25 protein-coding genes are annotated in these 24,587 nt (G+C 57.4%); 3 read left to right on the forward strand and 22 right to left on the reverse strand.

All coding sequences use genetic code 11. The features are described from left to right. Positions 1 to 156: 156 nt before the first annotated feature. Genes C2E25_RS06390 through C2E25_RS06460 form a run of 15 tightly spaced genes read right to left on the reverse strand, consistent with a single transcriptional unit; the run spans position 157 to position 16,104 of the window. Complete coding sequence (locus C2E25_RS06390; protein ID WP_103114934.1) at positions 157 to 1,617, reverse strand: NADH-quinone oxidoreductase subunit N; 1,461 nt, start codon at positions 1,615 to 1,617, stop codon at positions 157 to 159. Positions 1,618 to 1,659: 42 nt separating this feature from the next. Next, complete coding sequence (locus tag C2E25_RS06395; RefSeq protein WP_103114935.1) at positions 1,660 to 3,216, reverse strand: complex I subunit 4 family protein; 1,557 nt, start codon at positions 3,214 to 3,216, stop codon at positions 1,660 to 1,662. Positions 3,217 to 3,264: 48 nt separating this feature from the next. Next, a complete protein-coding gene (gene nuoL, locus C2E25_RS06400; RefSeq protein ID WP_103114936.1) occupies positions 3,265 to 5,238 on the reverse strand; it encodes an NADH-quinone oxidoreductase subunit L in 1,974 nt (657 codons plus the stop codon). 49 nt (positions 5,239 to 5,287) lie between these two features. Beyond that, on the reverse strand, positions 5,288 to 5,590 hold the full coding sequence (gene nuoK / locus C2E25_RS06405; RefSeq protein WP_085011341.1) for an NADH-quinone oxidoreductase subunit NuoK: 303 nt from the start codon (positions 5,588 to 5,590) through the stop codon (positions 5,288 to 5,290). Positions 5,591 to 5,617: 27 nt separating this feature from the next. Next, positions 5,618 to 6,118 (reverse strand): NADH-quinone oxidoreductase subunit J, encoded by a 501-nt coding sequence (locus C2E25_RS06410; RefSeq protein WP_085011340.1) that lies wholly within the window; start codon positions 6,116 to 6,118, stop codon positions 5,618 to 5,620. A gap of 12 nt (positions 6,119 to 6,130) precedes the next feature. Then, on the reverse strand, positions 6,131 to 6,532 hold the full coding sequence (locus tag C2E25_RS06415) for a NuoI/complex I 23 kDa subunit family protein (RefSeq protein WP_103114937.1): 402 nt from the start codon (positions 6,530 to 6,532) through the stop codon (positions 6,131 to 6,133). A 29-nt stretch (positions 6,533 to 6,561) separates the two neighbouring features. Continuing rightward, a complete protein-coding gene (nuoH, locus tag C2E25_RS06420) occupies positions 6,562 to 7,593 on the reverse strand; it encodes an NADH-quinone oxidoreductase subunit NuoH (RefSeq protein ID WP_103114938.1) in 1,032 nt (343 codons plus the stop codon). Between the two features lie 52 nt (positions 7,594 to 7,645). Beyond that, entirely contained in the window at positions 7,646 to 8,614 is a 969-nt protein-coding gene (locus C2E25_RS06425; protein WP_103114939.1) for a tetratricopeptide repeat protein, read from the reverse strand. Between the two features lie 23 nt (positions 8,615 to 8,637). Continuing rightward, complete coding sequence (gene nuoG, locus C2E25_RS06430; protein WP_103114940.1) at positions 8,638 to 11,109, reverse strand: NADH-quinone oxidoreductase subunit NuoG; 2,472 nt, start codon at positions 11,107 to 11,109, stop codon at positions 8,638 to 8,640. Positions 11,110 to 11,149: 40 nt separating this feature from the next. After that, entirely contained in the window at positions 11,150 to 12,931 is a 1,782-nt protein-coding gene (nuoF, locus tag C2E25_RS06435) for an NADH-quinone oxidoreductase subunit NuoF (protein WP_103114941.1), read from the reverse strand. 30 nt (positions 12,932 to 12,961) lie between these two features. Beyond that, positions 12,962 to 13,459 carry an NADH-quinone oxidoreductase subunit NuoE gene (nuoE, locus tag C2E25_RS06440; RefSeq protein ID WP_103114942.1) on the reverse strand — a complete coding sequence of 166 codons (498 nt, stop codon included), beginning with the start codon at positions 13,457 to 13,459 and terminating at the stop codon, positions 12,962 to 12,964. A gap of 24 nt (positions 13,460 to 13,483) precedes the next feature. Further along, a complete protein-coding gene (gene nuoD / locus C2E25_RS06445) occupies positions 13,484 to 14,662 on the reverse strand; it encodes an NADH dehydrogenase (quinone) subunit D (protein WP_103114943.1) in 1,179 nt (392 codons plus the stop codon). Positions 14,663 to 14,716: 54 nt separating this feature from the next. Beyond that, complete coding sequence (locus tag C2E25_RS06450) at positions 14,717 to 15,199, reverse strand: NADH-quinone oxidoreductase subunit C (protein ID WP_103114944.1); 483 nt, start codon at positions 15,197 to 15,199, stop codon at positions 14,717 to 14,719. 48 nt (positions 15,200 to 15,247) lie between these two features. Further along, positions 15,248 to 15,757: an NADH-quinone oxidoreductase subunit B gene (locus C2E25_RS06455; protein ID WP_085011331.1), complete on the reverse strand. Its 510-nt coding sequence runs from the start codon at positions 15,755 to 15,757 to the stop codon at positions 15,248 to 15,250. Then, complete coding sequence (locus C2E25_RS06460; RefSeq protein WP_085011330.1) at positions 15,748 to 16,104, reverse strand: NADH-quinone oxidoreductase subunit A; 357 nt, start codon at positions 16,102 to 16,104, stop codon at positions 15,748 to 15,750. The genes C2E25_RS06455 and C2E25_RS06460 overlap by 10 nt, the downstream gene beginning before the upstream one ends. Before the next feature lie 404 nt (positions 16,105 to 16,508). Between C2E25_RS06460 and C2E25_RS06465 the strand changes: the two genes are divergently transcribed. The 3 genes from C2E25_RS06465 (at position 16,509) to C2E25_RS06475 (ending at position 18,811) form a co-directional block, all read left to right on the forward strand. After that, positions 16,509 to 18,251, forward strand: coding sequence for an ATP-binding protein (locus C2E25_RS06465; RefSeq protein ID WP_103114945.1), 1,743 nt, complete (start codon positions 16,509 to 16,511; stop codon positions 18,249 to 18,251). 66 nt (positions 18,252 to 18,317) lie between these two features. Then, a complete protein-coding gene (locus C2E25_RS06470; protein WP_103114946.1) occupies positions 18,318 to 18,503 on the forward strand; it encodes a PAS domain-containing protein in 186 nt (61 codons plus the stop codon). Next, positions 18,467 to 18,811, forward strand: a complete 345-nt coding sequence (locus C2E25_RS06475) for a GGDEF domain-containing protein (protein WP_158247160.1) — start codon at positions 18,467 to 18,469, stop codon at positions 18,809 to 18,811. The genes C2E25_RS06470 and C2E25_RS06475 overlap by 37 nt, the downstream gene beginning before the upstream one ends. Before the next feature lie 30 nt (positions 18,812 to 18,841). Here the strand turns inward: C2E25_RS06475 and rsxE are convergent, their stop codons facing one another. From rsxE to C2E25_RS06510, 7 genes are all read right to left on the reverse strand, one after another. Next, entirely contained in the window at positions 18,842 to 19,474 is a 633-nt protein-coding gene (gene rsxE / locus C2E25_RS06480) for an electron transport complex subunit RsxE (RefSeq protein WP_085011327.1), read from the reverse strand. Beyond that, positions 19,471 to 20,076, reverse strand: coding sequence for an RnfABCDGE type electron transport complex subunit G (locus C2E25_RS06485; RefSeq protein WP_103114948.1), 606 nt, complete (start codon positions 20,074 to 20,076; stop codon positions 19,471 to 19,473). The genes rsxE and C2E25_RS06485 overlap by 4 nt, the downstream gene beginning before the upstream one ends. A 3-nt stretch (positions 20,077 to 20,079) precedes the next feature. Then, a complete protein-coding gene (locus C2E25_RS06490; protein WP_103114949.1) occupies positions 20,080 to 21,069 on the reverse strand; it encodes an RnfABCDGE type electron transport complex subunit D in 990 nt (329 codons plus the stop codon). A gap of 2 nt (positions 21,070 to 21,071) precedes the next feature. Beyond that, positions 21,072 to 22,388, reverse strand: coding sequence for an electron transport complex subunit RsxC (rsxC, locus tag C2E25_RS06495; protein WP_103114950.1), 1,317 nt, complete (start codon positions 22,386 to 22,388; stop codon positions 21,072 to 21,074). Positions 22,389 to 22,420: 32 nt separating this feature from the next. After that, a complete protein-coding gene (locus C2E25_RS06500; RefSeq protein WP_103114951.1) occupies positions 22,421 to 23,269 on the reverse strand; it encodes an RnfABCDGE type electron transport complex subunit B in 849 nt (282 codons plus the stop codon). A gap of 13 nt (positions 23,270 to 23,282) precedes the next feature. Continuing rightward, entirely contained in the window at positions 23,283 to 23,864 is a 582-nt protein-coding gene (rsxA, locus tag C2E25_RS06505; protein ID WP_085011322.1) for an electron transport complex subunit RsxA, read from the reverse strand. A 325-nt stretch (positions 23,865 to 24,189) separates the two neighbouring features. After that, positions 24,190 to 24,498: a hypothetical protein gene (locus C2E25_RS06510; RefSeq protein ID WP_103114952.1), complete on the reverse strand. Its 309-nt coding sequence runs from the start codon at positions 24,496 to 24,498 to the stop codon at positions 24,190 to 24,192. Positions 24,499 to 24,587 lie beyond the last annotated feature (89 nt).

The following is a 24,587-nucleotide window of genomic DNA, read 5'->3' on the forward strand; positions in this document are numbered from 1 at the left end:
GAGGAAGGGACGACGAATCCGTTCCGACACCAGGACGGCTACCATCAGCAGTTCCTTCCGAGTTGGTCCGCATCCCTGATCTTCTTCTATAAACCAGCACAGGCCCCCCGGTTATGCCGGGAGGCCTGTGCTGGTTCACACTATTTCTATTCCAGGTCAGAAAATAGCCAGTTTGGCCATTTCCATGATCTTGCCGGGGATGATACCGAGATACAGAACTCCGACGATAGCGATCACAATGGAAACCACCGCGCCGGTGTGCATCGACACCCAGCTATAATCTTCCTGCGGATCCTTGAAGTACATGTAGACAATCACCCGCAGGTAGTAATAGAGGGAAACCGCCGAGTTCAGTACGCCGATGATCGCCAGCCAGATGTAACCGGACTTGATGGCTCCGGCAAAGATATAGAATTTGCCGGCAAAACCGGCTGTCGGCGGGATCCCCATCAGCGACAACAGGAAGATGGTCATCGCCACGCCGAGGAACGGACGTTTGAAACCGAAACCGGAGAAACCTTCCAGAGTCAGGTTCTCCTCGCCCTTCTTCCCGGCCAGAACCAGCACCGCAAAGGCCCCGAGGTTCATGAAGGTGTATGCCAGCATGTAGAACAGGATGCCGGAAACACCGACCGCGTTGGCCGCCACCAGGCCGACCAGGGCATAACCGGCGTGGGCAATGGAGGAATAGGCCAGCATCCGCTTGAGATTGGTCTGGTAGATGGCGGTCACGTTGCCGATGATCATGGTCAGGATGGCCAGGCCCCAAAGCAGGCTGGTCCACTCACTCTGCAGACCGGCCAGACCGAGAATGAAGATCCGCATCAGTGCGGCGAAGGCGGCAGCCTTGGGACCGGCACTCATGAAGGCGGTCACCGGGGTCGGCGCCCCCTGATAGACATCCGGGGTCCACATGTGGAACGGCGCAGCAGCGATCTTGAACAGGAAGCCGATGGACATCAGCAGCATCCCGGCCACGGTCATCGGGTTGCCGATCATCGCCGGATGGGCGGAGAGGTAGAGGCCGATATCGGCAACATTGGTCGTTCCGGCGACACCGTATAGCAGGGCAATACCGTAGAGCAGAAACCCGGTCGAAAAAGCGCCGAGCAGGAAGTATTTGAGTCCCGCCTCGTTCGACTGCAACTGATGACGGAACATGCCGGCGAGGATGTAGAGGGAGATCGACAGCACTTCCAGACCAAGGAAAATGGTCATCAGGTCGGTCCCCGAGGCCATCCACATGGCGCCCGCGGTCGAAAAAAGAATCAACGGATAATATTCACCGATCGGATACCCCTCCCGTCGCAGGTAGTCATCGGACATCAGAATCGTCAGACCGGCCGCCAGCAGAAAGGTCATATTGAAGAAGGTGGCGAAATTATCCAGGGCCACGTGACCGGCAAAGCCGAACTGGGGATTGTTCCATCCCTGCAGCGAAACAACGGCGGTTACCAGCAGGGCAATGATGCTGATCAGCGATGCGGATGTTGTTTTGCCCCGCGGCATGAAGACATTGATCAGCAGAATCGCCATGCCGAAACAGCACAACACCAACGACGGCATGATGGCCGCGAAATTGACGTTCTGCATGGCAAGTTGCACCAGATTTTCCATCGAAAGGCTCCTTCGGAAGCTTGTTTAACGGCAATACCGTGCTTAATCGATCTTGTGCTGTACCGGATTGATGGTCTCAACCACGGCCACCTGCTGCTTGCCCTTGATCTGATTGATCAGTTGGTCAAGAGCTGGATTCATCTTCTCGAAAAAGGTATTCGGGTAGACGCCGATCCAGAAGATGAACAACAACAGCGGCAACATCAGTACCACCTCCCGAACCGACAGATCCTTGAGCTTCTGGTTGGCAGGGTTCTTCAACTCCCCGAACATCACCCGCTGGAACATCCACAACATGTAGACGGCAGCAAAGATGACACCGGATGCGGCGACTATGGTGAACCAGCGCAACTCACCTTCAAAAGCGCCGACCATGATCAGGAACTCACCGACGAAGCCATTGGTCCCGGGCAGCCCGATGGAGGAGAGCATGGCGATCATGAAAATGGTGGTGAAGACCGGCATCTGCTTGGCCAGACCGCCGAAATCGGTGATCAGGCGGGTATGTCGCCGCTCGTAAATAAAGCCGACGATAAGGAACAGCGCACCGGTCGAGATACCATGGTTGATCATCTGGATCATACCGCCCGACATGCCCTGGATATTGAGGGCGAAAACCCCGAGCATGACGAAACCGAGGTGGCTGACCGATGAATAGGCAACCAGACGCTTGACATCCTCCTGGACCATCGCCACCAGAGCTCCGTAGATAATGCCGATCACCGCCAGAGTGGCCAGGAAGGGGGTGAATTGATGAAGAGCATCAGGAAACAGCGGCATGGCGAAACGCACGTAGCCGTAGGTCCCCATCTTCAGCATGATGGCAGCCAGGATAACCGAACCGGCCGTAGGAGCATCGGTATGGGCATCCGGCAGCCAGGTATGAACCGGGAACATCGGCACCTTGATGGCGAAGCTGAAGGCGAACGCCAGGAACAGCCAGGTCTGGTAGGCGGCCGGAATGTTCAACTGGTAGAAATGGCTGATACTGAAGCCCTGCTCGAAGGGCTGGCCGCTCTTCAGGGCATAGTAGTAGACAAAGATAATGGCAACCAGCATCAGCAGCGAGCCGACCGCGGTGTAGATAAAGAACTTGATCGCCGAGTAGATGCGGCGCTTACCGCCCCAGATGCCGATCAGGAAGTACATCGGAATCAACATCAGCTCCCAGAAGACATAGAACAGGAACAGGTCAAGCGCAAGGAACGCACCGAGCATGGCGGTTTCAAGCAGCAGCAGCAGCGTCATGAAACCTTTGGTGTTTTTCTCAACCGCCTGCCAGGTCGACAGCACGGCAATCGGCATGATGAACGTGGTCAGCAGCACCAGCCACAGGCTGATGCCGTCCACTCCCAGATTGTAGTTCATCTGGAAGTAGTCACCGATGCTGATCCATTTCACAAATTCGGTGTAATGCATCCCGCCGGATGTCTTGAAGACATCGTCAAAGGCCAGCGGCAGGCTGATAAAGAAGGTGATCAGGGTGATGACGAAGGTCAGGCCCTTGAGTACACCGTCATTCTCACGCGGAATGAAGAGGATAACGATCATCCCCAGCAGGGGGAAGAACGTCATCAGGCTGAGAAGATGCTCGGACATGTAACTCGCTCCTTGCGTTGCGCTATTCGAATATTCGCCAGGCGACAGTTATTTGAAAACGTAAACCGCGACAATAACCACCATGCCCAGAACCATGGTCATGGCATAACTGTGAATCTGTCCGTTCTGAATGAACCGCAGAACCCGGCTGGAACCCTGCACCAGCCAACCGACCCCGTTGACGATTCCGTCGATCACCGGAACGTCGAAACCTTTCCAGAAATAACGTCCGAGCCGCTTGGTGGCGTTGACAAACAGGCCGTCGTAGAGCTCATCGACAAACCATTTGTTGAATATGGCGGTGTGCAGCCAGCGGAACCGGGCCACCAGCCTGCCGGGAAGCTCCGGGTTTTTGACGTACATGATCCAGGCCAGGAAAATGCCGACCAGGGCGATGCCGATGGAACAGCCCATCAGCGGAAACTCGAAGGCATGCAGGGAATGCTGGGAATGAATCCCATAGGTCTCCTGGGCATGCTCGAAAACCGGAGCCAGAAAATGCTCGAATCGATTGGCGCCACCCAAGGCCGCGGGAATTCCGACCCAGCCGCCGACCAGAGCCAGAAGACCGAGAACCATCAGTGGAATGGTGATCACCAGCGGCGACTCGTGGACATGATCCTTGGCGCGGGCATCCGTTTTCTGCTTGCCGAAAAAGGTCATGAAAACCAGGCGGAACATGTAGAAGGCGGTCATGCCGGCGGCAATGAAGCCGATCAGCCAGAGAATCCATCCACCGCGGGTCGAGGAGAAGGCCCACCAGAGAATTTCATCCTTGGAAAAGAAACCGGACAACCCCGGAATCCCGGAAATCGCCAGGGTCGAAATAAAGAAGGTGATAAAGGTGATCGGCATCTTTTTGGCCAGGCCACCCATGTTGCGCATATCCTGCGGATCATCATGCAGATGCGCCTTGTGATAGGCATGGTGCATGGCGTGGATGACCGAACCGGATCCGAGGAACAGGCAGGCCTTGAAGAAGGCGTGGGTCATCAGATGAAAAATCCCGGCGGAGAAGGCGCCGACACCCATGGCGAGGAACATGTAGCCGAGCTGGGAAACCGTCGAATAGGCAAGAACCCGCTTGATATCATTCTGCGCCAGGCCGATGGAAGCGGCAAAGATGGCGGTCGCCGCGCCGACGATGGCGATAACCATCATGGTATCGGGAGCCATGGAGAAGAGGCCGTTCATCCGCCCGATCATATAGACACCGGCGGTGACCATGGTCGCCGCGTGGATCAGGGCGGAAACCGGAGTCGGGCCCTCCATGGCGTCAGGCAGCCAGGTGTAGAGCGGAATCTGCGCCGACTTGCCGGTGGCGCCGAGAAAGAAGCAGAGGGTCGCAACGGTCACCACCACGCCACCGGCAGGCAGCAGGTGAGCGTTCTCGGCGATCTTGGTGAACTGGAAGGTCCAGACACCGTGCTCGCCGAGGGCCCAGAAAAGGGTGAACAGCCCGATCAGGAACCCGAAGTCGCCGACGCGATTGACGACAAAGGCTTTCTTGGCGGCATCCCCGGCGCTCTTCTTCTCGAAGTAGTAGCCGATCAACAGGTAGGAGCAGAGGCCGACGCCCTCCCAGCCGACAAACATCACCAGCGCGTTGTTGCCGAGAACCAGCATCAGCATCGAGAAACAGAACAGGTTCAGATAGGCAAAGTAGCGGTAGAACCCTTCTTCCCCATGCATGTAGCCGTTGGAGTAGAGGTGAATCAGGGAACCGACCCCGGTGACAACCATGATCATCAGCGCCGACAGCGGGTCGAGCAGGAAGCCCCAGTCGATCTGCAGCTGCCCGACACTCATCCAAGAGAACAGGATCACCTCATGGGTCTTTTCGACATCCCCGAGCAACTGGAAGAACATCTTGCAGGAAACCACGAACGAAGCCGCGATCGCCAGCGTGCCGATGGCTCCAATCACCTTCTCATTGCCGATTTTCTTCCCCAGCAGGCCGTTGACAATAAAACCGACCAGGGGGAAAAACGGAATGAGCCAAATCAAACTATAATCGTGCATTGACCTCTATCTCCTCTCGGATCAATAAGCTTTGAAAAGCGGATAATCCCTACCACTTGAGCATGCTGATGTCGTCGACCTCGATACTCTCCCGATTGCGGAAGAAGGTGATCATCAGGGCCAGGCCGACGGCCGCCTCGGCAGCTGCCACGGTCATGACGAAGAAGACGAAGATCTGACCGTCAAGGTTGCCCAGGTGGTGCGACAGGGCAATGAAAGAGAGGTTGACCGCGTTGAGCATCAGCTCGATGCACATGAAAATGACGATGGCGTTGCGCCGGGTAAGCACCCCGAAAGTGCCCAGGGCAAACAGAATCGCGCTCAATACCAGGTAATGATTTACGGTAATCATGATCTATCTCCCGTGTCTGCTACGCACTTAAACTTCTTTTTTAGCCAGGATCACCGCGCCGATAATGGCCACCAGCAGCAGGATCGAGGTAATCTCGAAGGGGAGCAGGAAATTGACGAACAAACTCTTGCCGATCAGTTCGGTATGCCCCTCCTTGAGAATGACATCACGGGTAATGGCGCCGACAACCTTGGTCGGCTGTCCCCGAGAAATGAAAAACAGGGTCAACATCAGCACCAGCGACCCGGCCACCACACCCCAGGTCACGTGGGTGAATTTCTTGAACGGTTCGACCCCCATATTCAGCAGCATGATGACAAACAGGATCAAGACCATGATGGCACCTGCATAGACCATGATCTGTATCGCGGCCATGAAGGGCGCACTGAGCATGACGTAGAAAACCGCCAGGCAGAAAAAGGTGTTGACCAGAGCGAGAGCGCTGTTCACCGGACTCTTGGCGGCGACGACAATCACACCGGAAATAACGGTAACCAGGGCCACGAGATAAAAGAAAAGTACTTGCATGGGTCAACGCTCCTATTTCGTATTGAGCAGGCGCTGCTTGTCGAACACGAAGTCGTCGCGGTGGTAATTGGCGAGTTCGTAGTTCCCGGTCATCTCTATCGCCTCGACCGGGCAGGCCTCGACACAGTAACCGCAGAAGATGCAGCGCAGCAGATCGATCTGGTAGACACGCGGATATTTCTCACCCTTCTCGTTTTCCGCGGACTCGACGGTGATGCATTTGGCCGGGCAAACGGTCGGGCAGAGATAGCAGGCCACGCACTTGGCGCGGTCGTGGCTCGGCACCAGGCGGTGCAGGCCGCGGAAACGGTCAGAAGGCTGGAGTTTTACCTTCGGGTACTGCACGGTGGTCGAATGGCCGGGCAAAAGATGTTTGAAGGTAATGCTGAGGCCTTGAATAAACTCTTTGATCATCGGTTTAACCTCTTAAACAAAAGGGTTGCTTACTGCGCCAGGACAACGACCAGGCCGGTCACAACGATATTGGCCAGAGCCAGCGGCAGCAGTACCTTCCAGCCCAACTTCATCAACTGGTCGTAACGCACACGCGGGAAGGTGGCACGAATCCACATCAGGAAGAACATGAAACCGAATATCTTGCCGAGCAGGTTGACCGGGCCCCAGGGTGTCGGCCCTGACCAGCCGCCGAGAAACAGAGTGGCGATGATGCCGGCAATGACCACCATGTTGGCGTATTCCGCCATGAAGAACAGGGCGTACTTCATCGACGAATATTCGGTACAGAAACCGGATACCAGCTCCGATTCGGCCTCCGGCATATCGAACGGGGTTCGGTTGATCTCGGCCGTACCGGTAATCATGAACAGCAGGAACGCCAGCGGCTGCTTCCAGACATACCAGTCAAGAATCGAGCCGCTCTGCTGAGCAACGATCTCGCGCATGCTCAGGGTTTCAGAGAGCATGAAGACGGCAATGATGGAAAGACCGGCGGCCAGTTCATAGGAAATCATCTGCGCCGAAGCACGGATCCCGCCGATCAGAGAGTACTTGCTGTTGGACGACCAGCCGGCAAGCGTAATGCCGTAAACACCGAGTCCGGCCATGGCAAGAATATAAAGGATGCCGATATTCAAATCGGTGATCTGCAGCGGGATGATGTAGGTCTTGCCGCCGGCGGTAAACTGCATGTCACTGCCGAACGGAATGACCGCCATCGTAATCAGTGAAGGGATCAGGATCATCATCGGAGCCAGTACGAAGGGGATCTTGCTGGCCTCGGTAGGGATGATATCCTCCTTGAAAAACAGCTTGATGCCGTCTGCAATCGGCTGCAGCAACCCCATCGGGCCGGTCAGGGTCGGCCCAAGCCGGGTCTGCATGTGGCCGATGACCTTACGCTCAACCCAGGTCGCGTAGGCCACAATACCCATGGTCACCCCGAAGACCACCAGGATTTTGATCATCATGGCGGCAATAAACAGCAGCGGTGCGTTCGATAGGCTCAACAGTTCCATGTGTCTTCCTCTTTTATGCTATATGGCTCGGGTTACCGTCGGTTCCTGAAATTCAGTCTTTTTTCTTGTCGGGCGCAATATCGTTCCGGCGACCGGTTTCCTCAAGCAGTCGGGCGGCTCCCTGATGTCCCGGAACCATCCGCAGCAACTCCAGAAGAACCGTCCGGGCCTCCTGACATCGCTTGAGCTCGTTGTAGCATTCCGCTTGTTTAAAGAGAGTTTCCGCATCCTTGGGATTGATGCGAAGCACCTCGCCATAGGCCGCAACGGCCTCATTCAATTGTCCGACCCGACGTCGGCATTCACCGAGCATGAAGTATCCCGGTGCGAAATTTCTGTTCTGGGCAACGGCCCGGTCAAACTCTTCGGCAGCTTCTTTGATGGCCCCATTCTTGAACAGGGCCATGCCGAGTTCAAAACGAGCCCCGGTATAGTCGGGATTGATCTCGACAACACGACGGAAACTCTCGGCAGCGGCATCCAGGTCCCCCTGCTGCACCGCCGTCATGCCGATCATGTAGAGAGCCCGCACGAAATCGGGATTCAACCTGACCGCCTGCTGCAACGCCGCACGGGCCTCATCAAACCGGCCGCTACGCAACTGCGACAGTCCAATTCGGTAGCAGGTTTCGGCGCTCTCCGGATTCAGTTCCAGGGCACGGGTAAAGCTTTTCAGGCTGCCGTCCAGATCACCCAGGCCGTAAAGGGCCATGCCGAGCTTGAAATGTACCCTGAAACTGTCAGCCTGCTCAGCAAGCGCCCGTCGAAAGGCCCTGACCGACTGCAGCAGTTCACCGCGATCGTAGAGCACAAGACCCCGGTAATAATGCCCCTTGCTGAAATCAGGAGCCACCTGCAGGGCCCGGTCCCAGTTCCGCAGGGCCTCTTCACCCAGGCCGCGATGGTAACAGTCAAGCGCCTTCTGATGCAGAAACCCGGGATGCTCAGCCAGCCGCATTCCACACTGATCACAGAATCTGGCCTGACGGCTCAATGGAGCACTGCACTCGGGACACTGCATGCCCTCTCCCGTCGTTGTCCTGCCTACTTGTTCAGTTCAACAACTACCGCGGCTTCTCCCTTGTACAGGCGGTTCAGCCCGGTACCGGGGAAATGATTGGGGGCAAAGAGAACCCCCTTGGGCAGCCGGGCGCCGATCTTGGCCTTGAGCCTGATCTCGGCCCCGTTCCCCTTGATTCTCAGCTGGTCACCCTCTGCCAGCTGCAATTCAGCGGCATCCTCACGACTCAGTTCGACGTACGGTTCTGGAACCGCTTCGAGAGGACCCTTGGCGTGGGTCGTCGTGGTGCCCGAATGATAAAGAGCACTACCGGTGATCAGCTGGTAACGTGTCGTGAGCGGTTCACGCCCGCTGACCGGCACAAGGTTGCGCACCTTCGGCTGCAAATGCTCTCCACCCCAGACAACCCCCTGTGGACCGATGGCATTCAGGTCGATACCGGCATAGGCGTCATTGAGCCTCCCCAGGCCAGCAAAAGTTTCGCCGGGGGTTGCAGCGGAAGCTGCCGCACCCAGTTTTTCCAGCAGGGACGCGAATATGGCAAAATCCGTTAGCGCCTCACCGGGACTCTTGATACCGGCCCGCAGGCGCTGAATCCGCCGTTCGGCGTTGGTGAAGGTCCCGTCCTTTTCTGCGAAGGAGGCAGCCGGCAGCACGACGTCGGCAGCCTGCGCGGTCGGTGACAGGAACAGGTCCTGAACAACCACGAACTCAGCGCCCTTGAGCGCGGCTTCAACCTTGGCACCATCCGGGAAACTGGTCAGCGGATCCTCGCCGACGATATACAGGGCACCGAGGCTTCCCCTTGCGGCGGCGTCCAGCATCGCCTGGACACCGAGACCACTCTCCCCGGGCAGGATACCGAGGTCGATGGCCCCCTGGCTGTTGGCCTTCTCGCCGCAGACGTAGAGACCCGCCTCATCCTGGTCGGCGAGTCCGGAGAGAAGCGCCAGGTTGGCAGCGGCAATTCCGAGCTCCCTGCTGTTGGCCGTGTAGGACAGGCCGTAACCAAGCAGGATGGCGCCCTTTTCAGCCGCGGCCAGCTGCTCGGCAGCAGCCTCGATCGCCTCGACCGAAACCCCGGTCTGCTCGGCGACTCTGGCCGGAGCATAGTCGGTCAGCGACTGCTTCAACTCATCCAGCCCGGCAACACCTTCAGTGACCGCCTTGCCCGACTCCAGCAGCACCGCGCAGATGGCATTGAGGATATTGACCTCAGTACCCGGCTTGCCAAGCAGGGTTTCAGCATTCGGCAGCTTGGTGAACTTGCCCTTCTTGTCGCTCACCACCAGCAACTTGGCACCAGCGCGCTTGACGGCCTGATTGACAACCATGCCGAACACCGGGTGGGTTTCATAGAAGTCGGAACGGATACTGAGAATGACATCGGCATCTTCGACCTGCGGGAAGGTACCGGTCGAAGCACTGAGACCAAGAACCTGCTGCACACCCTCGGTCAATCCCTTGTAGCATTCACCTCCGGAATGGTCGAGGTTGGTGGTGCCGGCGGCCGCGGCAACCTCTTTCAGCAGCAGAAACTCCTCGTTACTGAGACGCGCACCGGAAATAATCCCCGTCCCCTTGCCACGATTCATGCCCTCGGCAACCGCCGTCAGAGCTTCTTCCCAGTCAGCTTCAACCAGTTCGCCATTTTTGCGCACCAGAGGCCTGGTCAGGCGTTGATCGCTGTTGACATAGGAATAACCGAAGCGTCCGCGAATACAGAGGTTACCGTCATTGACACCATTCTTGTCATTGAAGCGGATGGTCTGGACCTGATTATCCTTGACGCCGAAGGTGACAGTACAACCGTTGCCGCAATAACCGCAGACCGAGTCGACGTGCTTGAGCTGCCAGGGACGCGCCTTGAACTTGAAAGGTCGCGGCAACAGCGCACCGACCGGACACATTGAAACGCACTGGCCACAGAATTCGCAATCCAGTCCGCGATCAAAAGCGGTAGCGATTTTGGTTTCGAACCCACGCTCGACAAAGGAGTAGGATCCGTAGGAAACGATCTCGTCGCAAACCCGCACGCAACGCCCGCAGAGGACACAGCGGTTCATATTACGTTCAATGAAGGGGTTGCTTTCATCAGTCGGGTGATCGAATTTTTCACCGACAAAGCGATTGGTGACCACTTCGAGTTCGTAGGTCAGATCCTGCAGTTCACACTCACCGCCCTTGTCGCAAACCGGGCATTCAATCACATGGTTGACCAGCAGGAATTCAAGCACCGTCTTGCGGACCTTGAGGATTTCGTCCGAACTGGTCGTCACCACCATCCCCTCGGTAACCGGGGTCGTGCAGGAGGGAATAAGGCGTCCCTTCATCTGCTCCACCTCAACCAGACAGACCCGGCAGGCCCCGAAGGGGAGTAATTTCTTGGCGTAGCAAAGCACCGGGATCTTGATCCCGATCTGTTCGGCGGCCTGGTAGATGGTGAAGCTCTTCGGAACCGTGACCTGCGTACCGTCGATTGTCAGATTAACCATCGTTTCCTCGTATCCGTTTCAGCACTGATGCTGCAGTGATTTAATCAATTGCCATGAAGCGGCAGGCGTCGTAACAGGAGGTGCACTGTGTACACTTGTCCTGATCGATGACCGCGACATCGCCCTTTTCCCAGATGATGGCATCCACCGGGCAGACCCGTTTACACATGCCGCACTTCTTGCAGGCCTCGTCGATGACCTTGAAATGCAGCAGTGATTTGCAGGCATGAGCCGGACACTCTTTTTCCTTGATGTGGGCTTCGTACTCATGGCGGAAGTAGCGGATGGTCGACAACACCGGGTTCGGTGCCGTCTGACCAAGACCGCAGAGAGATGATTTCTTGATATCGTAGGCCATGTCCTCCAGCAGTTCGATATCCCCTTCACGACCCTCACCGGCACAGATCCGCTCGAGAATCTCCAGCATGATCTTCAGACCGATGCGGCAGGGGATACACTTTCCGCAGGACTCGCGTCGGGTGAACGTGAGGAAGAAGCGGGCGATATCGACCATGCAGGTGGTCTCGTCCATGACCACCAGTCCGCCGGAGCCCATCATTGCCCCGGCCTTGATCAGCGAATCGTAATCGACCTCTGCGTCGATCGCCTCGACCGGCAGACAACCGCCGGACGGGCCACCGGCCTGGACCGCCTTGAACTTGCGATTGTTGAGGATGCCGCCGCAGACATCGTAGAGAACCTCGCGCATGGTGACCCCGGCCGGAACCTCGACCAGGCCGGTGTGCTTGACCTTGCCGGTGACGGCGAAGATCTTGGTTCCCTTGGTGCCCTCGGTGCCGATGGAGGCATACCAGTCAGCTCCGCGCTCGAGGATATAGGTGACGTTGGCGTAGGTTTCAACGTTGTTGATATTGGTCGGTTTGCCCCACAGACCGCGGACCGCCGGGAAGGGCGGTCGGGGCCGGGACATGCCGCGATGACCCTCGATGGAAGCCATCAGGGCGGTTTCCTCGCCACAGACGAAGGCGCCGGCACCGGCCTTGATCCGCAGGTTGAACTTGAAGCCGAGCCCCATGCAGTTGTCGCCGAGAATCCCCCGTTCGACACAGGTATCGATGGCCAGCTGCAACCGCTTGATGGCCAGCGGATACTCGGCACGGACATAGACATAGCCGTAGGTACAGCCGATGGCATAGGCCGCCACCATCATCCCCTCGATGATGCAGTAGGGGTCACCTTCGAGCAGGGAACGGTCCATGAAGGCCCCGGGATCCCCCTCGTCAGCGTTGCAGATCAGGTATTTCAACTCGCCGGGAGACCCCTTGGCGAAGGACCACTTGACACCGGTCGGGAACCCGCCGCCGCCACGGCCGCGCAATCCCGACTTCTTGACTTCCTCGATCACCTCTTCCGGCTTCATGGTGACAGCCCGCTTGATGCCCTTGAAACCGTGGTTGGCGATATAATCATCGATGCTTTCGGCATCGATATGCCCGCAACGAGAGAAAATCGTGCGGTGCTGTTTCTCCAGGAACTTGGAGTAATAAGCTCCGGCGGTCTTCTTCGGCACCGGCTCGCCGCCGATGATATGTTCCTCAACTATCTGCGGCACCAGTTCCGGGGTGACAAAATCGTATGTCACGCCTTCCTTGCCCGGAACCATGACATCGACCAGCACGTCATTGGCACAGAGCCCGCGGCAACCGGTTTTCTTCACCTCACACCGCTTGCCGACCTTCGCCTCAATGCCGTGTTTCTTGAATTCTTCTTCAAACGCCTCGGCAACCTTGAGCGACCCGGAAGCGAGGCCGCCGGTGCCGGTACAGATGAGAACTTCGATATTCTGAGCGTTTTCAGCCATGGGATACCCCTAAAAAAGCGCGGACCTGTTTCAGTCCATCTTCTGGTATTTCTCGATGACCTCGTTCAGCTTCTGCACCGACATGGAACCGTAGGTCGCATCATTGACCATGATGACCGGTGCCATGCCGCAGGCCCCGATACAGGCGACATATTCGCAGGTGAACTTGACATCCTCGGTGGTCTCGGCATGGGTAATACCGAGCAACTCCTTGACACGATCGCCCAGGCGCCCCGCGCCCTTGACGTGACAGGCCGTGCCCATGCAGACCCTGACGATATACTTGCCACGCGGTTCCAGGTGGAACTGGGCGTAAAAGGTCAGCACGCCGTAAATCTGGCTGGCATAGATGTTGAGACGGTCAGCCGTCAGGTGAACCGTTTCTTCCGGAATATAGCCGTAGTGATCCTGAATCGCCTGCAGCACCGGCATCAGCGCGCCCTGCATGTCCTGGTACTGATCCAGGATCTCGTTGCAGGCCGTCAGGTCGACTTCCTGCTCGGCAGCCTTTTCAGCAGTCTCGCTCATTGATTGAATCCTCGTTGATTCTCGTTAACGGTCGATTTCGCCGAGAACGACGTCAAGAGTACCGATGATGGCGATAACATCCGCGATCATCGCGCCCTCAGCCATCTGTGGCAGGGCCTGCAGATTGACAAAGGAGGCGGGCCGGATCTTCATCCGATAGGGATGCGGGGAACCATCCGAAATCAGGTAATAGCCGACCTCACCCTTGGGGTTCTCCACCCCGACATAGACTTCACCCGGCTCCGGCTTGAAACCTTCAGTGATGATCTTGAAGTGGTGAATCAGGCCTTCGATGGTATTGACGACATCCTTCTTCGGCGGCAGGCAGACCTTAGGACAGTCGGCGAGTATCGGCCCCGGCTTGAGACCGTCGAGAACCTGGCGAACAATTTTGCATGATTCACGGATCTCATCGAGCCGACACTTGTACCGGGTCCAGGTGTCCCCGTCCTTACCGGTGATAACCTGAAAATCATACTTGTCATAATCACAGTAGCTCTGATCACGACGCAGATCCCAGTCGACACCCGAGGCACGCAGCGCCGGACCGGTCAAGCCGATATCGATGGCATCCTTGGCTCCGATCACACCGATGCCCATGACACGTTTCTGCCAGATTTTGTTGCCGGAAAGCAGCCCTTCATAGGTATCGACATGACCCGGCATCTCATCGATGAAGGCCCTTATCTCCCTCTCGATTCCGTCCGGAAGATCCCTGGAGAGACCGCCGACACGGAAATAGTTCGATGTCATCCGGGCACCGGAGATCTTCTCGTAAAAATCCATGATCCGCTCCCGCTCACGGAAGCAGTAGAGAAACACGGTCATGGCGCCGATATCGAGGGCGTGAGTCGCGAGCCAGACGAGATGGCTCTTGATCCGCGTCAACTCGGCCATCATCACCCGTACCGCATTGGCCCGCTCAGGAATCTGCTCATCGATGCCGAGCAGCTTCTCAACCGCCAGGACATAACCGAGGTTGTTGTGCATCGGAGCCAGATAATCAAGCCGGTCAGTAAGGGGCAGCACCTGATGATAGGTACGATGTTCCGCCAGTTTTTCGACCCCGCGATGCAGAAAGCCGATATGCGGAGTTATCTTGCGGACAATTTCGCCATCCAACTCAAGCACCAGCTGCAACACGCCGTGAGTCGACGGATGCTGAGGGCCCATATTGATGGTCATTGTTTCGGTTTTCGCCATGTTTGCCTCGTCTATATTGATCTACGCTTAAGTGAATACCGGAAGACTTGACTCTCAGGAAAGACGGCCCTGGTAGGGCTCACGATCCGGCCCCTGAACCGGGTAATCCTTGCGCAGCGGATGACCGCTCCAATCCTCGGGGAGCAGAATGCGACGCAGGTCGGGATGATCGACGAAAGCGATTCCCATAAGATCCCAACACTCACGCTCAAACCAGTTGGCAGTGGACCAGACACCGGTCACGGTATCAATACGACAGTCGGCCTCCTCGACCTCAGCCTTCAGACGCAGGCGGGTATGGGTACCGATGTTGTAAAGTTGATAGACAACGGTAAATCGGGGCGTCCGACCGAGATAGTCGACACCGCACAGATCGGTCAGGAAATTGTATCCGCAACTGTCACGCAGAAAGGTGCAGACCGCCACAATCTCTTCCTTCGGTACCGTCACCGAGGTTTGCCCCCGGAACTCCTCGACCTTGAGAACCTTGTCCCCGAACTGACCCTTCAGCTGGGCTACTGCAGGATGTTCACTCATGATTTCATTCATCCTCTAAATTCAAAGGTGGCAACACGCAGCAGGCCTTCAGGCCTGGCTGATCCGCTCACCGACACCGATAGCTTCGCCGAAGGAATTGCGCTCCTTCATAATCTTGTCCTGGAGCTTCATGATGCCGTACAACAGTCCCTCAGGACGCGGGGGGCATCCGGGCACATAGACGTCAACCGGCAGAGCGGTATCGATTCCCTGCACCGTGCTGTAGGTATCAAAAATACCCCCGGAACAGGCACAGGCACCCATGGCGATAACATATTTCGGCTCAGGCATCTGCTCATAGACCGTCTTGATAACCGGCAACATCTTCTGAGTCACCGTACCGGCGATAATGATACAGTCGGACTGCCGAGGCGAAGCCCGAAACAGAACTCCGAAACGGTCAAGGTCAAAACGGGCCGCGCCGGCCGCCATCATCTCGATCGCACAACAGGCCAGACCGAAGGTCATCGGCCACAGCGACTTGGCGCGCGACCAGTTGACCAACTTATCCAGCGAGGTGGTGATAACGTTATTGCCGAGAGTCTGCTCTACTCCCATTCCAAAGCTCCTTTTTTCCAGACATAGACGTAGCCGACCAGCAGGATGAAAATAAAAACACCCATCTCAGCAAATCCAAACATCCCGAGTCTCTTGAAAACCACCGCCCAGGGATAGAGGAAAACCGCCTCGATATCAAAAACGATAAAAAGCATCGCAATGATGTAGAACTTGATCGAGAGGCGCTCCCGAGCGCTACCCACCAGAGGCATGCCGCACTCGTACGGCGCAAGCTTGACAGCGCTCGGCTTCCTGTGGCCGATCAGATGCGACATAACGATCGTCCCGACAGCAAAAGCCAGAGCAATGACAATAAGAACAATAATCGGTAAATAACTGTCCAACATAGAAGAAGCTCCTCCCAACAGCACGCGGCTAGCTGAAATTTAGGCAAGAAGGCGCAAAGATGCCGTTTACGGCTTTTAAGCGTGTGCAAGGTAGGACAAAACCTGCCCATTGTCAAGCAAAAAATACAGTATACTGTATGCAGAGTTTTTTATAAAAAGTATTTGTTTTTCAATGTGTTACATGTCTCTCAATGCGTCTGCGAGATCGGGTTGAAAGCAGACCTGAAAAAGGATGAACTTTCTTTTATTTCCGGGCCGGGAAGGGCCAAGAATTGCTCTCGAAAACAGTTTTCAATGTCCGCCATCTCCATCCAATACCTGTTCTTTCAGGCAGAAGCCCGAAACCCTTATCATTTTTCACCCTCTAACCGATAAGATGAGAAACCTCTCCCAGGGATCTGCAGATGCTGTACCAGCCACAGACCGCTGTTGCCAACGGACCTGAACCATTCCCACGTCCTGCCTCAACCTCCTTCGCCGCGATGCTGAATGCTGCCAGTCTGGCATTCCTGCAGCATGGCGATCTTCCCAATATGGCCGTCAGCCTGCTTAATGCCGCGACAGACCTGCTTGAAACTGATGGCGGACTGATCTACGACCTGACAGACAACAAGGAACCAAGGTTGCTCGCCGCCTGTGGGAACGTCTGGCATTGCGACCTGGCTCCCTCGCCGCTCGTGCCGGACAGTTGGACCGAAGGTTTCCCGCAGCAATGCTGGCGACTGCCGGTCGACCGTGGTGAATCCCTGTTACTCAGCCCGGACCGGGGGGACTTCCAACAGCTGCGGCGGGCCTTTCCGACTTCTATCCAGTCGATGCTGGCCCTGCCCCTGCAAACCGATGGCAGTGCTATCGGCGCCTTGTTTCTCTTTAATCGCCGACAGGGGTTCAATGCTGAGATATGCGGGGAGATAGAGGCCATAGGACACACCATCGCTCTCGGCATCGCCGCCGCCCGCGACCGCCTGGCCCGGCAACAGGCCGAAAACGAATTGCGCCAGGCGCAGAAGATGGAAGCTCTCGGGCAGCTTGCCGCCGGGGTCGCTCACGACTTCAACAATATGCTGACAGTCATCAATGGCTACACCTCGCTGGTCAGAAAAAATCTTCCCGAAAAAACCTCCGCCCATCAGGATCTCGGCATCGTTCTGGATGCCGGCCAGAAGGCGGCAGAACTGTCACGACAATTACTCGCTTTCAGCCGTCGACAGATGCTGCAGCCGCAGGTTCTCGATCTCAATTCGCGTATTGACAACCTGCAGAAAATGTTGCGACGCCTGATCAGAGAAGATATCACCTTCGAGGTCGAACTCGCGGACTCCCTGCCCTACATCAAGGCTGACCCCGGCCAGCTTGAACAGATACTGATGAACCTGGTGATCAATGCCCGTGACGCCATGCCCACCGGTGGCCGCATTATCATCCGCAGCGGCTGCCGGGAATTCGACCGACCGTTCACCCTCCTTCATCCCGGCTCGAAAAAAGGACATTATGTCTGGTTCAGCATCCGGGACACCGGCAACGGTATCAGTCCCGAAGACCAGAAGAAAATTTTTCAGCCTTTTTTCACGACCAAGGAAAAGGGCAAGGGAACCGGACTCGGACTGGCCACGGTCTATGGCATTGTCAAGCAGAGCGGCGGCTATATCACTGTGGAGAGCGCCCCGAACCAGGGCAGCTGCTTCACCATCTATCTGCCCCGAACTGACGACGGCCCCGAGGTTGACCTGCCGGCAACGGCCACCCCCAACCTCTGCCGCATGGGTAAATTACTGCTGGTGGAGGATGACCCGGAAGTTCTCAAGTTCGCCACCAAGGCTTTGCTGGAAAACGGGTTCCAGGTCATCCCGGCAGGAGACGTCGAACTTGCCCAGGAACTGTTTGACCATCATCACAGCGAAATCTCTCTGCTGGTGACTGACATGGTCATGCCAACACTGAGCGGACCGCTGCTGGCGCGCAACCTGAGACGCTTGCAACCCGACCTGCAGGTCCTGTTCCTGTCCGGTTATGGACAGGTCACTTTCAGCTCTGATTTTCTCAGCGGACAAACAGGAGCCTTTCTCGCCAAACCCTTTACCGAACTGGGACTGGTCGGTAAGGTCCAGGAGGTTCTGAGTGAAGGGAGCTTACGCCTGAGCCAATGAGCCCACGGGTCGAGGTTGTACAGACAGCGGGATCGATGTTTTAATGAACAAACTGGAGGAAACCCCATGCCGCTGCAGATCGATTTCTACAAAATGATGGTCGACCATCTGGCCGAGGGGGTCTACTTCGTCGACCAGCAACGCCGGATCCTCTACTGGAATCCGGCCGCCGAACGACTGACCGGCTTCAAGGCCGATCAAATTCTCGGTTACTGTTGCAACTCCGGCGGTGGGGGGGGGAAGAGTTTCTGATCCTGCTGCCGGCAACACCATGTCGCGAAGCGTGCGTCACCGCGGAAAAACTCAGCCGACGCATTGCTGCGACTCCGTGCCCGGAAACCGGCGCCCCCCTGACCGCCAGTTCCGGTGTCGCGGCGATTACCCTCAAGGACAGCGGTGAAAACCTTGTTGAAAGGGCCGACCGCGGACTCTACAGATCAAAAAAAGACGGCCGCAACCGGGTTACCTTTCTCGATCCGATCAGCGACGAGTCGGTCAATCCTGCTCTCGAATCTCCCCCGGACAACCTGTCCCAAACGGCAGCGGACCTGGAGAAATAAACACTCCGGTAGCGGAATCAGCGGCCGGACTCAACAGCAATGGCCGCCTTTATTTTCACCGGACGCCCCCGTGCGGGCCTCAAGCCGATTGATCCCGGCCAGCAGAAAACCGAGGGTAATAAACGCGCCGGGCGGAAGGATCATCAGGATCACCGGCTTGTAGGCGGGAAACAGTGACAACAGCGGCATACCGAAAACCGCGCCGGAGCCGAACAGTTCCCGCACCGCACCGATCACCGTCAGACTCAGGGCAAAGCCGAGCCCCATCCCCAAGCCGTCGATCAGAGAGGCAAAGATACCGTTTTTCGAGGCAAAGGCCTCGGCGCGGCCGAGGATCAGGCAGTTGACGACAATCAATGGAATGAAAATGCCGAGGGCCTTGAACAGGTCATAGGCATAAGCTTCCATCAGCATCTGCACCACGGTGACGAAGGAGGCGATAACGACGATGAAGGCCGGGATGCGCACCCCGCCCGGAATCAATTTGCGCAACAGGGCGATGGTGATATTGGCACAGACCAGCACGAAGGTGGTCGCCAGACCCATCCCCAACCCATTTTCAGCCGAGGTGGTCACCGCCAGGGTCGGGCACATGCCGAGGACCAGTTTGAAAACCGGATTTTCCTGCCACAACCCCTTGAGGAATTCCTTGCCGAGATTCATTGTTTCACCTCCCGGTCGGCCACGACCTGCGACTCATGATCACGCAGGAATTCCAGCCCCTGCCTGACCGCTTTGACCACCGCACGCGGCGAGATGGTCGCCCCGGTGATCTGGTCGAACTGGCCGCCATCCTTCTTCACCCGCCAATCGGCATTGTCCAGTCCCTTGCCCTTGAACTGATCGCGGAACTGCGGTTCGATGATCTTCGCTCCCAGGCCCGGAGTCTCCGCATGGCTGAGAATGGCGATGCCGCTCACCAGCCTCTCCGGTGTCACCCCGACCATGATCTCGATATTGCCGCTGTAGCCCTCGGGGGCGATGACCTTGAAGGCGATACCCGTCAACCTGCCCCCCTTGCGGCCGCGGTAGAAGGTACGCTCGACCGGCCTGCCCTTCTTGTCGGTACCGACCGGCAGAACCACCGTATCGGCATCGGGAGCATTATCCAGATCAGGGAGGACCGCCTTCAGAGCCCGAACCGTTTCGAGGCGGCGCTGCTCGGCAATCGGCGCCCGGGTAACCGACTCGACCACAGAGAGGATCAAGCCGGCCAGAGCGGTAATCAGGGTCAGAACAATGGCAAGACGCAGGGTCGTATTCATTCGTCAGGCCTTCTCAAGGACAAAGCCGAACTTCTTCGGCTGAGTATAGCGATCGATCAGCGGCGTGGCCGCGTTCATCAGCAAAATGGCAAAGGAAACCCCCTCGGGGTAACCGCCGAAAAGCCGGATCAGCACCGTCAGCAGACCACAACCAACGCCGAAAACCAGCATCCCGCGCGGGGTCACCGGGGTGGTGACCATGTCGGTCGCCATGAAAAAAGCACCGAGCAGCAGACCGCCGGTCAGCAGATGAAAGAGGGGGTCGGGATAGCGGGTCCCGTCTACCAGCCAGAAAATGCCGGAAAAGACAACCACCGTGGCCAGGTAACTGACCGGAGTATGCCAGGTGATGACCTTCTTCCAGATCAGGTAGAGACCGCCGAGCAGCAACGCCAGGGCGGAAACCTCGCCGAGACTGCCGCCCATCCGACCGAGAAAGAAATCACCGAAGCCTGCCGCCAGATCTGCCGGCAGGGCGCCGTGCAGCATCACCGCCTCCTTGGCCTGCCCCAGCGGCGTGGCGCTGGTCACGGAGTCGAAACTGAGCGAAAGCGGCGCCGGCGCGGTCCAGCGGGTCATCTGCACCGGGAAGGAGATCAGCAGCACCACCCGTGCCACCAGGGCGGGGTTGAAGGGATTGCACCCCAACCCCCCATAGATCTGCTTGGCGATGACGATCGCCACGAAGGCGCCGATCAGGCTCATCCACCAGGGGCTTGAAGCCGGCAGGTTGAGCGCCAGCAGAATGCCGGTTAAAGCAGCGCTGCCGTCGCCGAGAGTCCGGGGGCGGCCCATCAGTTTCTGACAAACGGCCTCGAAGCCGATACTGGCCAGAGTGCAAATCAGCAGAGTCACCAGGGCCGGCAGACCGAACATGTAGACCGAGACCGCGGCAGCGGGCAACAGGGCATAGATGACCTGACGCATGAGGCGGTCGGTGCTCTCACCGGAACTGAAGTGCGGGGAGCTTGACAGATAGAGCTGGTTGGCCACGGTTACACCTTCCTTCGCTTGGCCAGGATGGCGTTTTTGGCATAACGGATCGACTGCACCAGCGGCAGCGCCGCCGGGCAGGAATAGGTACAGCATCCGCACTCGATGCAGTCGAGGGCATTGTAAGCTTCCGCCTCTTCGAAGAGGTCGAGGCGGGCATAGGCGGCAATGGTGGTCGGCAGGATATGCGCCGGACAGGCTCGGACGCAGCGGCCACAACGGATACAGGGCCCTTCGGGACGCGTCGAAACCTGGTCGGCGGTGAACAGCAGCAGGCCGGATGTGCCGCGAATTGCCGGAACCTCCAGGGAGAGCTGGGTCATACCCATCATCGGTCCCCCCATGATGATCTTGGCCGGCTCGACCCTGGTGCCGCCGCAGACCTCCACCAGTTTCCGCAGCGGGGTACCGATCCGCACCCGCAGATTTTTCGCCTCAACCAGGGCCGGGCCGGAAATGGTGGCGATGCGTTCAATCAGGGGGATGCCACGCAGCACCGCGTCGGCAATCGCGGCGCAGGTGCCGACATTCTGTACCACCACACCGACATCCATCGGCAATCCGCCGGAAGGAACTTCACGACCGACACAGGCCAGGATCAGCTGTTTCTCCGCTCCTTGCGGATATTTCACTTCCAACGGGATCACTTCGACAGGCAGGTCGGCGCAGGCCCGGGACAGCCGTTCGATGGCATCCGGCTTGTTGGCCTCGATACCGATAAAGGTCTGCCTGACACCGAGAATCTTCTGCAGCACTGCGATCCCGGAGAGAATACGGTCGCTCTCTTCGAGCATCAGTCGATGGTCGGCGGTCAGAAACGGTTCGCACTCGACGCCGTTGAGAATCAGGGTGTCGATCGGCTTTTCATCCGGAGGAGATAGCTTGACATGGGCCGGGAAGGTCGCGCCACCCATGCCGACAATGCCGCAGGAAAGAATCCGCTGACGCAACTCGTCAATCCCCGCGATGGCAATATCGAGGGGTGCCAGCAGGTCTCCCCAGGCGTCCTCGCCGTCAGCCCTGATCACCACGGCCGGCAGGTCCCTGCCCATCGGGTGAGGACGATCCTCGACGGCGATCACTTCTCCGGAGGTCGGAGCATGAACCGGAACCGAGACAAAACCTTTCGCCTCACCGATGACCTGCCCCCTTTTGACCAGATCGCCGACCGCGACACAGGGAACGGCCGGGGCGCCGATATGCTGGCCGAGAGGGACGACCAGTTCCTCGGGCAGCGGACAATCCTCGATCGGCTTGTGTGCCGACCACTGCTTGTTGTCTGGCGGATGCAGCCCGCCGGGAAATGTCTTCAGTTGCATGTGTCTACCTGGGATCATCCTGAATCATGGACTCAGGCCGCATGTTCCGGTTCGGGCCTGGATTCCGCTGCCTTGAAACTGCTCCCCTCCGGATAGCCGAGCGCAAAATCACGGATGCACTTGGTGGGGCACTTCTCAATGCCCGGGGCCGCATCCTGCTCCTGTTCATAGACCACCCGGGCGAGAAAATCCTCGATGAGATAGGCTCCCGGTGCCGTCTTCTTGCAGATCTGGCAGCCGATGCAGCCGACCTCGCAATACTTGCGCACCACGGCACCCTTGTCATGGCTGTTGCAGAGGACATGAACCGTCGCAGGACGGGGGGTCATGGCGATGACGTTGCGCGGGCAGGCGGCAACACACTTCTTACAGCCGGTACACTTGTCGCGGCTGATCACGGCGATGCCGTCAGCGGTCATTTCAATCGCACCGAAGGGGCAGACCCGCTCACAGCTGCCGAGGCCGAGGCATCCGCCCGGACAGGTCTTCGGGCCGTCTGCAATACGCTGGGCGGCATTGCAATCCTGCAGACCGAGATAATGAAACTTGTTTTTGGCCTTGCGGTTGTCCCCCTGGCAGCGCACCACCGCCACCTGCGGCACCATCGCCTCGGCGGCAACCCCCATGATCGCAGCAATCGCTTCAATGGTCGCCTGACCACCGGGACTGCAGAGATTGGCGGGAACCCCCTCTTCAACAACGGCCTTGGCATAAGCACTACAGCCGGGCAGACCACAGGCCCCGCAATTGGCTCCGGAGAGAACCTCGAGAATCGCCGCTTCGCGCGGGTCAACCTCGACGGCAAACTTTTTCGCCGCCACCCCCAGGGCGACTGCTGCCGCCAGGCCGATGCCACCCAGACTAATAACTGCTGCAATCATGTTGTCTCGTCCCTTATCCCTTGACCAGACCGGCAAAACCCATGAACGCCAGTGAGAGCAGTCCCGCCGTTACCAAAGCGATTGCCGTACCACGAAAACTTTTCGGCACCGGGCAAAGGTCGATCCTCTCACGCAAACCGGCAAAGAGAACCATGGCGAGGGTAAAACCGAGGGCCGCACCGATCGCAAAGACAACACTTTCCAGAAAACTGTAACCCTTCTGGATATTGAGTACTGCCAAACCGAGAACGGCGCAATTTGTTGTAATCAGGGGCAAAAAAATGCCGAGAGACTGGTAGAGAACCGGGCTGACCTTCTGAATGACCATCTCCACCAGCTGCACCAGGGAGGCAATCACGAGTATAAAGGCGATGGTCTGCAGATACTCGATATTGAAGGGAATCAGAATGAAGTACTGAATCAGCCAGGTCACCACGGCCGCAACGGTCATGACGAAGGTCACCGCCATGCCCATGCCAAGCGCCGTCTCAACCTTCTTCGACACCCCGAGGAAGGGACAAATACCGAGAAACCGCGCCAGAACAAAGTTGTTGACGAAGATCGCGCTGATCAGAATGAGGATCAGTTCAACCATAACTATGCACACTCCTGAAAAATGGCCAGACCAGACCTTATAAAACAGCGGACCGGCAGCTGTCAAATGAATACTTATTCCATCCGACCAAACCAAGAAATGTAAATTGTCGTTACGTTCCAGGGTCTTGCATAAATACACCAGGGGGTGTTCCCCTCCTGGAAACACCCCCGCTGACAATGATATTTTCGGTCTTGCACCGAGCCCGCACCTGAAACAATGAGTTTATACCGGGCACCGGGCGCAAGCGCCTGGCGCGAATGCTCTTTTCAATAACCTGAGACGCTCCGAACAGCCCACGGCAAAGGGTTCACTGTCGCAGGGTTCAGATCTTCCCGCAGGCTTTCAACAAATCCTGCAGGGCCGCCGGATTGTTCGACCTGATCGAGCCTGAGAGAAAATCCTTCACCCCCGGCACATAACTTTCATGCCAGATCCTGGCCAGAAATGCGTAACTGGTCTTGCAGACGCAATCCGCCGTCTCCGTCGCCTTGCCATCCACAACCCGGCAACCGTCGGCCGACAGAAAAACCGTTTTTCTGGCCTCGTCGACGGAAAAATAGTAGCTGGTCTCCTTTGCCACCTTCGTCGCGTCGCACTGCTGTTCCATGTCATGGAATAACTGGTCAATCATAAATCTACCCCTTAAATTCCAAAATCGGCCAAGAGCTAAAGGTAAAGGCACAAGCGGCCAAGGGACTCCCTTTCGCCTTTGGCCCTTAG

The organism is Geothermobacter hydrogeniphilus (assembly GCF_002898515.1).
Classification (GTDB): Bacteria; Desulfobacterota; Desulfuromonadia; order Desulfuromonadales; family Geothermobacteraceae; genus Geothermobacter_A.

Excerpts from the sequence above, each read along its gene's own strand:
- C2E25_RS06485 (WP_103114948.1), bottom strand. The coding sequence starts at position 20,076 with ATGAATACGACCCTGCGTCTTGCCATTGTTCTGACCCTGATTACCGCT.
- rsxA (WP_085011322.1), bottom strand. The coding sequence starts at position 23,864 with ATGGTTGAACTGATCCTCATTCTGATCAGCGCGATCTTCGTCAACAAC.
- nuoH (WP_103114938.1), bottom strand. The coding sequence starts at position 7,593 with ATGGAACTGTTGAGCCTATCGAACGCACCGCTGCTGTTTATTGCCGCC.
- C2E25_RS06465 (WP_103114945.1), top strand. The coding sequence starts at position 16,509 with ATGCTGTACCAGCCACAGACCGCTGTTGCCAACGGACCTGAACCATTC.
- C2E25_RS06460 (WP_085011330.1), bottom strand. The coding sequence starts at position 16,104 with ATGTTGGACAGTTATTTACCGATTATTGTTCTTATTGTCATTGCTCTG.
- rsxE (WP_085011327.1), bottom strand. The coding sequence starts at position 19,474 with ATGAATCTCGGCAAGGAATTCCTCAAGGGGTTGTGGCAGGAAAATCCG.
- nuoF (WP_103114941.1), bottom strand. The coding sequence starts at position 12,931 with ATGGCTGAAAACGCTCAGAATATCGAAGTTCTCATCTGTACCGGCACC.
- nuoE (WP_103114942.1), bottom strand. The coding sequence starts at position 13,459 with ATGAGCGAGACTGCTGAAAAGGCTGCCGAGCAGGAAGTCGACCTGACG.
- C2E25_RS06510 (WP_103114952.1), bottom strand. The coding sequence starts at position 24,498 with ATGATTGACCAGTTATTCCATGACATGGAACAGCAGTGCGACGCGACG.
- nuoG (WP_103114940.1), bottom strand. The coding sequence starts at position 11,109 with ATGGTTAATCTGACAATCGACGGTACGCAGGTCACGGTTCCGAAGAGC.
- C2E25_RS06455 (WP_085011331.1), bottom strand. The coding sequence starts at position 15,757 with ATGGGAGTAGAGCAGACTCTCGGCAATAACGTTATCACCACCTCGCTG.
- C2E25_RS06410 (WP_085011340.1), bottom strand. The coding sequence starts at position 6,118 with ATGCAAGTACTTTTCTTTTATCTCGTGGCCCTGGTTACCGTTATTTCC.
- C2E25_RS06450 (WP_103114944.1), bottom strand. The coding sequence starts at position 15,199 with ATGAGTGAACATCCTGCAGTAGCCCAGCTGAAGGGTCAGTTCGGGGAC.
- nuoD (WP_103114943.1), bottom strand. The coding sequence starts at position 14,662 with ATGGCGAAAACCGAAACAATGACCATCAATATGGGCCCTCAGCATCCG.
- C2E25_RS06395 (WP_103114935.1), bottom strand. The coding sequence starts at position 3,216 with ATGTCCGAGCATCTTCTCAGCCTGATGACGTTCTTCCCCCTGCTGGGG.
- nuoL (WP_103114936.1), bottom strand. The coding sequence starts at position 5,238 with ATGCACGATTATAGTTTGATTTGGCTCATTCCGTTTTTCCCCCTGGTC.
- C2E25_RS06415 (WP_103114937.1), bottom strand. The coding sequence starts at position 6,532 with ATGATCAAAGAGTTTATTCAAGGCCTCAGCATTACCTTCAAACATCTT.
- nuoK (WP_085011341.1), bottom strand. The coding sequence starts at position 5,590 with ATGATTACCGTAAATCATTACCTGGTATTGAGCGCGATTCTGTTTGCC.
- C2E25_RS06425 (WP_103114939.1), bottom strand. The coding sequence starts at position 8,614 with ATGCAGTGTCCCGAGTGCAGTGCTCCATTGAGCCGTCAGGCCAGATTC.
- C2E25_RS06500 (WP_103114951.1), bottom strand. The coding sequence starts at position 23,269 with ATGATTGCAGCAGTTATTAGTCTGGGTGGCATCGGCCTGGCGGCAGCA.
- rsxC (WP_103114950.1), bottom strand. The coding sequence starts at position 22,388 with ATGCAACTGAAGACATTTCCCGGCGGGCTGCATCCGCCAGACAACAAG.
- C2E25_RS06390 (WP_103114934.1), bottom strand. The coding sequence starts at position 1,617 with ATGGAAAATCTGGTGCAACTTGCCATGCAGAACGTCAATTTCGCGGCC.
- C2E25_RS06470 (WP_103114946.1), top strand. The coding sequence starts at position 18,318 with ATGCCGCTGCAGATCGATTTCTACAAAATGATGGTCGACCATCTGGCC.